The organism is Pseudomonas sp. 10B238 (assembly GCF_000970615.1).
Classification (GTDB): domain Bacteria; phylum Pseudomonadota; class Gammaproteobacteria; order Pseudomonadales; family Pseudomonadaceae; genus Stutzerimonas.
In genome coordinates this window covers 1-8,855 of record NZ_KQ033954.1, presented here as the reverse complement: position 1 = coordinate 8,855, position 8,855 = coordinate 1, and the positions used below count along the sequence as shown (strand labels likewise).

Here is an 8,855-nt window from a genome sequence, read left to right as displayed (position 1 = left end):
CCAGGGTCTACCAAGGCCAGACGACCAACTTTCGAACGGAGGGGGGCGGCTTTGCTCCTGTGTTTACCTTAGGCGAGGAAGAGGAGCTGGCCGGTTCCACAAAGCAACTATCGCACGCCTCGTTCACTTTCTTGCTCGACGAAACCGGAGCCATAGAAAAGCTGCCGCACCCGCTCTATCTCGCGTTGGTTCGAGCCGAAAGGGCTACTTCGAAGCTTGCCGGTAAGCGTTTTCGATTGGCGGACTGGTATGTGGCAATGGAAGACGGCCAACCGTCTAAGGTCATCCGAGAGTGGTACGGGTGGGTAGCGTTCGACGCAGATGGCGGTTACCACCCTGAACGTGGTTCGCCGAAAAACGACGAGTCGGATAGTGATGACAATGTAGATTCAACCGCTCTACCGACACGGGAAGAACACGATCGAATTGAGGGACTGTTGTTTAAAAGCGAGTGAGAGCCTGTCTCGCACAGCCCAGAGGTTCCTTACGGGGCGCAGAGCCAAAGGAAGATTGCCTTTTCACTCACCTTTCAGGGCCATCATTAAACCCTTGAATGCGCCGTTCAGCCGAGTAAATGCAGCCTGGAAACGAATCGAATTTTCCGCATATTTTGCTTGTTCAACCTGAACGTCTACTGTGTTCTGATCAAGCGATGGTTGATTGGGAACCCTGTAGAGTAGGGCCGCATCGCTAAGAGTAACCTCCAAGCCACCAGTATTTATATGGCTCTGGTTAGTTTTGGCCAGTGAAAACTCAGTGTTAATTGCCTGCTTGTTTTGAGCGGCAAGCACCGAGGCAAAATTCAAATCCCTGGCTTTGAAATTGGGTGTATCAGCATTGGCTATATTGTTGCTCAGCACCTCTGCCCTTTTGGCAGTGTAGAGGAGCGTTTTTTCTGGCCCGCCTACAGCCTTTTCGAAACTAATCCTCATCAACGATCCTATCAAGTTTGGAGAAAACCAGTGCTGATCAGAATTACGTCGATCAGCCCCATAGGATTTACGCCCGACCTGGCACCTGGCACCTGGTCGGGCGGTGCAGAGCCAGAGAGCGTTGTAATCGTAATTCCTGGAAGTGTAGAGATTTATTACTGATGACACTCCCTATCAGCCGTCATCAGCTTATGCTCGCGAATCATTTGTTCCAGTACGTCGTCTACCAATTTGTCGTGCTTCTCCATCCAAGCCAAATGCTCCTCGGTAGAGACGTTTGGTCCTGGATGATCTTTATGGAGCTGGCTCATCATTTCTTCGAGCATTCCCATATGTTCTTTCATATGCACTTGGCGCTCGCAGACTGGCGCTTTCTCTGCTTGAACCAAAACCGCTTCAGCTTTATCGCGCAGTTGCTGAAGGCGCTCGAGAGTGCGGTCGCTTCCTCCTTCAGCCAAAGCCATGGGAGACAGCATCAGCGATCCGACAAGGTAAAAAGGTATCAACGATTTCATAGAGGTGACCTCCGTAGTGAAAGCTGCGGCCGTTGCTACTGAGCCTGTTTCAATGGACTAGAACCATTTTATGCCGTCTCTTGGACCATCTACTTCTGCAGATTAGTTAATCTGCCCTGTCATGAAGCTGAGCTAGTGATTACATTTTTGTAAGCTATCGGTTTTTTGACCGAGCGGCCGCTCACCCGCATAAACTGGTAGCTCATTACCAGAAATCACCAGCACGGGTATTTCATCCCAAGCCAGCTCGATCAACCGGTAATAGCCGGCGTTATTTCGATTGCTCTCGTGCAGTCTCTTCCCGCTCCATACGTTCACGCACGCCGCCTTCCACACCAGTGCCAGAGTGCATTGGCTTGTAAAGCGAACCCGTTGTTGGCGGTGCTGGCGGAGCTTTTTCGATCTGCCAGCGGTGCGCGATGTTCGCCGCGATTCGCTCGGTGAGAGAGGGGAACAGCGAATGCGAGATCACTGCGCCCCGGGCTTTCCAGCCTACCGGCAGACGTTTGCGCGGGTTGACCGAGACCCAGGCGATGGCTTCAACCACCTGCTCAGGGCCGTCCATTGCGGCCATGCGTGGCGTGCCGCCGGTGTAGTTGGCCGCGTGTTCCCAGAACGGTGTGTCCACAGCCCAGGGCATAACAGTGGCGACACTAATAGTCTCGCTGCCGCTCAGGCGAATCTCCTCGGCGATTGCTGCCCCGAGATTCATCACTCCACCTTTGGTCGCTGCGTAGGAGGCATGGTAAGCCAGCGGTATCTCGCTCTCGACCGAGCCGACGTTGACCAGCGTGCCGAAGCCCTGAGTTCTGAACTGGCGCATGGCCGCGTGGCTTCCGTAGATCACGCCCTTGAGATTGACGTCCACAACCCGCGCATGGTCCTCGACGGGGACGTCTTCGAAGCGCCCCAGTGCTCCGACCGCTGCGTTGTTGATCCACACGTCGATACTGCCGAAGCGTTCGATGGCGGCTTGGGCCAGGCCTTGTATGTCGGCTGGTTTGCTCACATCGGTGGTCACTACGAGTGCCGACCCTCCTGCCTCGCGTATCTGCGTAGCCAGTTCTTCGAGCACCGCGGTTCGGCGGGCCGCCAGCACCACGTCGCCTTGCAAAGCGGCAAGCCTGAGCGCCACGCCGCGACCGAAGCCACTGGAGGCACCAGTGATGACGAAGGTTTTGCCAGCTACGCTTGGCTGGTCGCTTGGTTTCAGGCGTGGGGAAACGGCGCAGCCACTGAGTTGCAGGGCGGTAAGCAGAAGCAGCAGCAAAGCCAATCTCTGCGATGAGAAGATTCGCAAAACCATTATTGGTTCTCCTGGCAAAGTCATACGGCCGAATGGTCCGTAACTCCAGTGTTGTACGACTGCCTTGTGCCAGCGCCGCCGCAGGACAGGCGAATAGAACTTTTCAGGCTAGATCATCAATCTAGTTATGGCGCGGAAACTTGATTACATTTCTGTAAGCATAGAACTGAATTATTGAGCTATACGAATGCATGCTTGGAAAAGATTTTGCTATTCGATCTATCGAGTCTGACAATTCACAATCGCAATTGAAACTACTGATTAATCGTGCAGTCGACTAATAATCTGTTTCTTGTATTTTCGCGCGGCTTGCGCTTCGAAAAGCGACATCGTTATGGTTAAAAATAAGCCGGCGTACGTCGGGTTACTCTTCATGCCAACTTCAATGCATTTATTACCTCAACGCGAGCCTGCCGCTTTGAAGCAGCAGTCCAGACTGGCCTTTGAACCGTCTGTAAGCGCACCGACACGAAGAGAACTATGAGAATTAATCAGCAACTGGCAGCTGGAAAGGCAGAATATCCAACGATCGCTTCGCTGGCGGCCATCGGTGATGGTCGCTCCATGGCATTGGTGGGCCCAGATGGCAACGTGGAATGGTTCTGTCCCCAGCGCTTCGATGCCACACCGATGATTTGGCCGCTGCTCGACCGTCAACGTGGCGGGCGGCTACAGCTGTCGACACCGGGTGACGTCAAAACGCATTATCTGGACGATTCTGCAGTATTAGAGTTCGAAGTGCACAGCGCGTCCGGGTCCGCCCGTGTCACGCTTTGTATGGAGTGGCCTGGATCGGACGATCAGCAACGCTTGCTTTGGCAGGTAGACGGCTTAGCTGGCCGCTGTGAGTTCACTCTGCAGTTTGAGCCGCGTCCAGATTTCGGAAGCGTAGCCGGTGAGGCAAGCATTTCAGCCGAAGGGTTAACCTATTCTTATATGGGTCAACAGCTGTTGCTTCAAGCGGACTGCGCACTGTATCCGGACGGCGAAGGCTGGAAGGGAGCGATCTCAGTAGATGCAGGAGGGCGTGCGGGAGTTTCTCTAAGCGTTTCCTTAGAGCAAGATGCCCCACCCGTTCCTGTGTCGATTGAATCTGTACCCGCGCGGATTGAGGCGACCCTGATTGCGTGGCGCGACTGGTGCGCAGCGCTGGAGTGCCCCGCAGCATATAGAGGCGCCGTGGTACGCAGCGCGATTAGCCTTAAGTTATTGATTTACGCACCCAGCGGAGCGGTCGTTGCCGCCGGAACCACTTCCCTACCTGAACACCTGGGCGGGGAGCGGAACTGGGATTACCGCTACACCTGGTTTCGAGATGCGGGGCTGACACTTGGTGCTCTTTTCGGCCTCGGTTGTCGGGATGAGGCACATTGTTGGGCCCAGTGGATGCAGCGAACCATTGAGCAGCATGGGACGCCGCTGGCCGTGCTATACGATGTAAACGGAGCTGCGCCACCGCCAGAACGTAATATCGAAGGGGTTGATGGCTATCGCGGCTCGCGGCCGGTGCGTGTGGGTAACGCTGCTGATGGCCAGTTTCAGCTGGATGTTTATGGCGAGTTGCTGGAGTGCGTGAGCATCTGCGATAGCATGGGCGACGATGCGATGCGGGCGCACTGGCCTCATATGCGCGCCGCTGCTGATTTCATTGCAGCGCACTGGCAGGAGCCTGACCAAAGCATTTGGGAGATGCGCAGCGCGCCGCGCCACTATGTGCACTCCAAGGTCATGGCCTGGGCCGGTCTACAGCGTGCGCTATGGCTGAAGCGCCGCCATGACCTAGACGGAGATGAGGAAAGTTGGGTCAATCAGGCCGAGGCTCTACGTCAGTTAGTCCTGCGCCGTGGTCTCAGCGCCGACGGCAATAACTTCGTCCGGGCCTTCGATGACGATAGGCTGGATGCTAGCCTCCTGTTATTAGCGCGTGTTGGCTTCGTCGAAGGCGGCGATGAACGTTTCGTCAATACGGTCGATATGATCCGCAAACAACTGGACGAAGGCGGCGGCGCGCTACGGCGCTACCCTGCTGAAATTTCGGATGGGCTAGAGGGCCGAGAAGGCGCCTTCTTCATCTGTAGCTTTTGGCTGGTCGAGGCATTAGTGCAAACCGGCCGGCCTCGAGAGGCAAAGGAACTTTACGAACAGCTGCTGCAACGCAAGGGTGAGCACGGCCTGTTCGCTGAGGAGTTCGACACCCGAAGCGGCCAGCATTTAGGGAATGTACCTCAGGCCTTTTCTCATGTCGGTTTGATAAACGCCGCCCTGAGCCTCGGCTCTGCTGATTAACGTAGCTGTAGCCGGTCTATAACGCGCTCTTGCATGGTCTAGTCGTTGCCACCCAGCTAGCTAGCGGGCAATGGCAACTACTGCCGCTACACAAATCACCATTACCAGTGCCAAGGCGCCCGTGGCCAGCTTGCCCACGGATTCGGAACTGAGGCCCAGTGCCTTGTCCTTGGCCTGCGCGCCGAAGCGCCCTTCGAGACGGTGCAGGCCCTCTACGGGATGGAACAGGTTGTCAGGCTGTTCATCACCGGCCGGCGAGTCGGTCATCTGCCCACTCCAGGCCTGCTTGGCCATCATCCGGTCGAGTAGGCCGGGCATGAACATGTTGCCGATAATCGCCTGAAAAGAGGCGCGTCCGATCCACAGTTCGCGCGGCGCATCGGTTGCCGCGCGGACAATCGCGCGCGCTGCCACAGCAGGCGTATGGATCGGTGGGACCGGCTGCGGTCGTTTTTGCATCTTGTTGCGCGACCAGTCGAACTGCGGCGTGTTGTGCGCTGGCAGCTGCACCATGGTCAGCCGCACCCGGCTGTTGGTATGGATCAGTTCGCAGCGCAGCGAGTCGGTGAACCCACGAATGGCGAACTTGGCGGCGCAGTAGGCCGATTGCAGCGGTATCGCGCGATAGGACAGCGCCGAACCCACCTGGACGATGGTGCCGCGGTTGCGAGACTCCATATGCCGCAGCGCCGCCAGCGTGCCATGCACGAAGCCCAGATAGGTCACGTCGGTCACACGTTTGAATTCCGCCGCGCTGATCTTGTTCACCGGGCCGAACACCGTCGCCATCGCCGCGTTGACCCAGATCTCGATCGGCCCCAGTTCCGCCTCGATCCGATCGGCCGCCTGATCGATAGCTTCGGGGTCGGCGACATCCGCGGCAATTGCCAGAACTTTCGCCCCAGCCGCTTCCAGCTCGTTGCGAGTGTCCGCCAGGCCCTGCTCACCACGCGCAATCACGGCGACGCGGTAGCCCGCCTGGGCGAACGCGTGAGCCGTCGCGCGGCCTACGCCTGCGGTCCCGCCACAGATCACGGCGGTCTGTTCACGGTCAGTCATGTCCGGGGCTCCTTTGTGTTCGGTGAAGGTTGGCTACCGCAACAACGCATTCCAGCCGGCATAACGATGGTGAATAGGACCTCTGGGCAGACTCAGGCCGATCACCAGCGCGCCGGCGATCAGACTACCCACGGTCGCGGCGAACCCTGCACCGTCGAGGAAGGCGGGTGATGCCAGTAGCCAGGCACCGATTGGCAGGTTCAGAAAACGCAGCGGCCGTGCCACTTCGGCGCACGCCAGGACCGAGACGGTGAGCAGCAGCGAGCCCATCAGGTGATCACTGTTGGCCATCGCGCCGTCGGTGCCGAAGATCAGGCGGGTTGACATCAGCCAGACGCCTAGAATGCACAGCAGCGCGAGCCCCCAGGGAAGGTTCACTCCGCGAAGGCCTCTGAGAGTCATCGAGGAGAGGCTGCCGTCGAACTCCGGCGTATTGTCCTCACGGGCGCCTTCCATCGCATCGCCTTTGAAGAAAGTTCTCCAAAACGGTTTGCCACGGCGCCGCGCATCCTTGAGGAACTGGCACATGGCAACCAGTTCATCCAGCGCGTAAGGCATCATCACCAGCATAGCCAAGGCTTGAGCCAGGCAAAGCGTGCACCAAGTACCGATGAAGATCGGCTGGGCGATGATGAAGAAGATGCTCACGACGCCCAGGGGCACTACCACCACGCCGAACGCGGCGACCATCCACGGCATGGTCCGCCAGCGCCGGGCATCGCCCATCACCGCCATGAGGAGCTCGATCATATAGGCCATCACACCGATCCCGGCATCGGACACCGGCCAGGCGCGCGACATGTCGGAAGTGATGATGGTTTCCGTGCCGTTGGGCTGGGTGCCGAAGAACGGGTCCCAGGCATTCGAGGTATGGCCAAGCTGATAAGCGGTTAGATAACGTGCGAGCAGAATGCCAATCACGGCGAGAATAGCTATTGGCAGGCGTTGCAGCCAGGTTGAAGGGTTGTAATCCCAGCCCGGTGGAACCGCGGCCTTCTGCATCATCCCGGACATGCTCATGCCGGGCATCATCGGCACCAGAGTGGAGAAGGCAATTACCAGCCCGCCGACCAGCAAGGCATTGCCGTAGCTCGCCGGGGAAGGAGTCCAGAACAGCAGCGGCGCGAACATCAACCACAATCCCATAATCGTGTTGGCCCATTGCGCCCAGCTGATCCGTTTGAGCGAGAGGATGGCGAACAACACGATCAACGCGCCGCTGATGACGTCGTTCCAGGTCATCAGCAGCGCGCGAGTGGCGACCTCGGGTAGATCACGCTCGGTTGCGAGGCGTGGCAGGTCGAGGTCGCCCGGCGCTACGTTCATGTAGCCGAATATGAAGGGCGCACTCAGCACCCAAAAGCCGAGCAATACATTGACGAAGTGGCACCAAAGCGTCGCGATGTGGCGCCGCTCCATCATCTGCATATGCGCATCCATACCCATATCGGACGACATGGCGCCTTGGCGTAGATATTCCCCTTGATGCTCCATAGATCTAGTCCCCAGCACTGAAGTATTGGTTACGTTGCGGCAAGAGAAAAAGCGTTACGGTGTTGCGACCGCGTGCAGGTTTGGGTGAGCTCGGCCAGCGGATATCTAGGCCTTTTCTGCTAGCAAGTCAGCTGGCTTAGCTTCAACTGCACATGCTGGGATATAAGGTCATTCCGGCGAAGCTGCTCTGGCAACGAGATGACGAGCTTTGCCAGAGCAGCAAGTCGCGAATGTTACGCAGCCATGCGCTCGCATTCTTCAGCGCACTTCATGCACGCTTTGGCACACTCTTGGCAGTGATCCACTTGATGTTTCGCGCATTCCTCTCCGCATGCACGGCAGATCTTGGCGCAAAGGGCACAAAATTCTTTAGCGTAATCACTTTCGCGACTCATCAGTATGGCGGCCAACCTACAAATGTCCGCGCAGTCGCGGTCAAGCTCGATGCAGCGTGCCATCATTTTTACGTCATCCTCACGCAGGCAAGCAGAGGCGCACGTTTCGCACACAAGGGCACAGTTCGAACAAGCTTGGATACAGGAAGCGAACATTGAGTTTGTCATTGCGTTCTCCAGGGTTCGATAGTTGTATGTCGTCGGTGCCTACTGACCGATACGGCTCATCAGCCTGTTAGCAGACACCGAATTACGACACGCTCCTACCGAGCCCGTTTCGAAAAACTTCATTACAATGTTGTAAGGTAAATCCAACCGCACCGGGGCTCTGCGGGCGCAGTTGGTGGCGATGTGGCAGTCAGATTGCCTGTACGGCTTCGCTAGTCTGTGCGAGATGATTGAGTGGGAAATGGGGGGCTCCCTGTCGCCAGGACTGGGAGCATCCATTAGAGAACGGCCGGAGCGAAAGCCGCTGAACCATATGGGCAACTAGCCTTGCGGCCTAACTTTTAGAAAGCAATTGCAGAGGCCTCCGGTACCGTTGCGTCGACCAGGATGGCCTAGAGCCGACCCTTATGCTTTTGCTGAGGCGCCTTTCAAAGAGCCTAGTCAGAACCGACTAGGCACACACATATCGGATGTTAGTGCTCGTGTTGCTTCCCGTCTGCGTGCACATGGTTATTTGCAGAGGATTTGCCTTCCGCATCGGCACGGTCATTGTCAGTGCTTTCCTCCGCCGTCTGTGGCTGGTCTGACGCATGATGGTCATCGCTTTCTTTACCACCATGATGCCCGGAGCCTGGTTGGCCGGGTGCTCCACCCGAGCTGCTAGAGCCGTGGTGATCCGAGCCGCCACTGTCGCCCTGAT

7 protein-coding genes and 2 pseudogenes are annotated in these 8,855 nt (G+C 57.3%); 2 read left to right on the top strand and 7 right to left on the bottom strand.

Going from position 1 to position 8,855, the window contains the following annotated elements; translation table 11 throughout:
* A pseudogene (locus RT21_RS23885) lies at positions 1-455 on the top strand (hypothetical protein); the annotation flags it as partial.
* A gap of 63 nt (positions 456-518) precedes the next feature.
* Here the strand turns inward: RT21_RS23885 and flgB are convergent.
* The 3 genes from flgB to RT21_RS22485 all read right to left on the bottom strand — a co-directional run bounded on the left by flgB (position 519) and on the right by RT21_RS22485 (position 2,753).
* A complete protein-coding gene (gene flgB, locus RT21_RS22495) occupies positions 519-932 on the bottom strand; it encodes a flagellar basal body rod protein FlgB (protein WP_046164420.1) in 414 nt (137 codons plus the stop codon).
* A 155-nt stretch (positions 933-1,087) separates the two neighbouring features.
* Positions 1,088-1,447, bottom strand: a complete 360-nt coding sequence (locus RT21_RS22490) for a co-regulatory protein PtrA N-terminal domain-containing protein (RefSeq protein WP_003298785.1) — start codon at positions 1,445-1,447, stop codon at positions 1,088-1,090.
* A gap of 271 nt (positions 1,448-1,718) precedes the next feature.
* Positions 1,719-2,753 carry an SDR family NAD(P)-dependent oxidoreductase gene (locus RT21_RS22485; RefSeq protein ID WP_003298783.1) on the bottom strand — a complete coding sequence of 345 codons (1,035 nt, stop codon included), beginning with the start codon at positions 2,751-2,753 and terminating at the stop codon, positions 1,719-1,721.
* A gap of 480 nt (positions 2,754-3,233) precedes the next feature.
* Here RT21_RS22485 and RT21_RS22480 point away from each other — a divergent pair, with 480 nt between their 5' ends.
* Complete coding sequence (locus RT21_RS22480; RefSeq protein WP_003298782.1) at positions 3,234-5,039, top strand: glycoside hydrolase family 15 protein; 1,806 nt, start codon at positions 3,234-3,236, stop codon at positions 5,037-5,039.
* 60 nt (positions 5,040-5,099) lie between these two features.
* Here RT21_RS22480 and RT21_RS22475 read toward each other — a convergent pair whose 3' ends face one another.
* The 4 genes and pseudogenes from RT21_RS22475 to RT21_RS23970 form a co-directional block, all read right to left on the bottom strand.
* Positions 5,100-6,098: an SDR family oxidoreductase gene (locus tag RT21_RS22475; protein WP_003298780.1), complete on the bottom strand. Its 999-nt coding sequence runs from the start codon at positions 6,096-6,098 to the stop codon at positions 5,100-5,102.
* Between the two features lie 33 nt (positions 6,099-6,131).
* On the bottom strand, positions 6,132-7,592 hold the full coding sequence (locus tag RT21_RS22470; RefSeq protein ID WP_234463686.1) for a vitamin K epoxide reductase family protein: 1,461 nt from the start codon (positions 7,590-7,592) through the stop codon (positions 6,132-6,134).
* A gap of 233 nt (positions 7,593-7,825) precedes the next feature.
* Positions 7,826-8,155, bottom strand: a complete 330-nt coding sequence (locus tag RT21_RS22465) for a four-helix bundle copper-binding protein (RefSeq protein WP_032489165.1) — start codon at positions 8,153-8,155, stop codon at positions 7,826-7,828.
* Positions 8,156-8,628: 473 nt separating this feature from the next.
* Positions 8,629-8,855 (bottom strand): annotated as a pseudogene (locus tag RT21_RS23970) (cytochrome c); the annotation flags it as partial.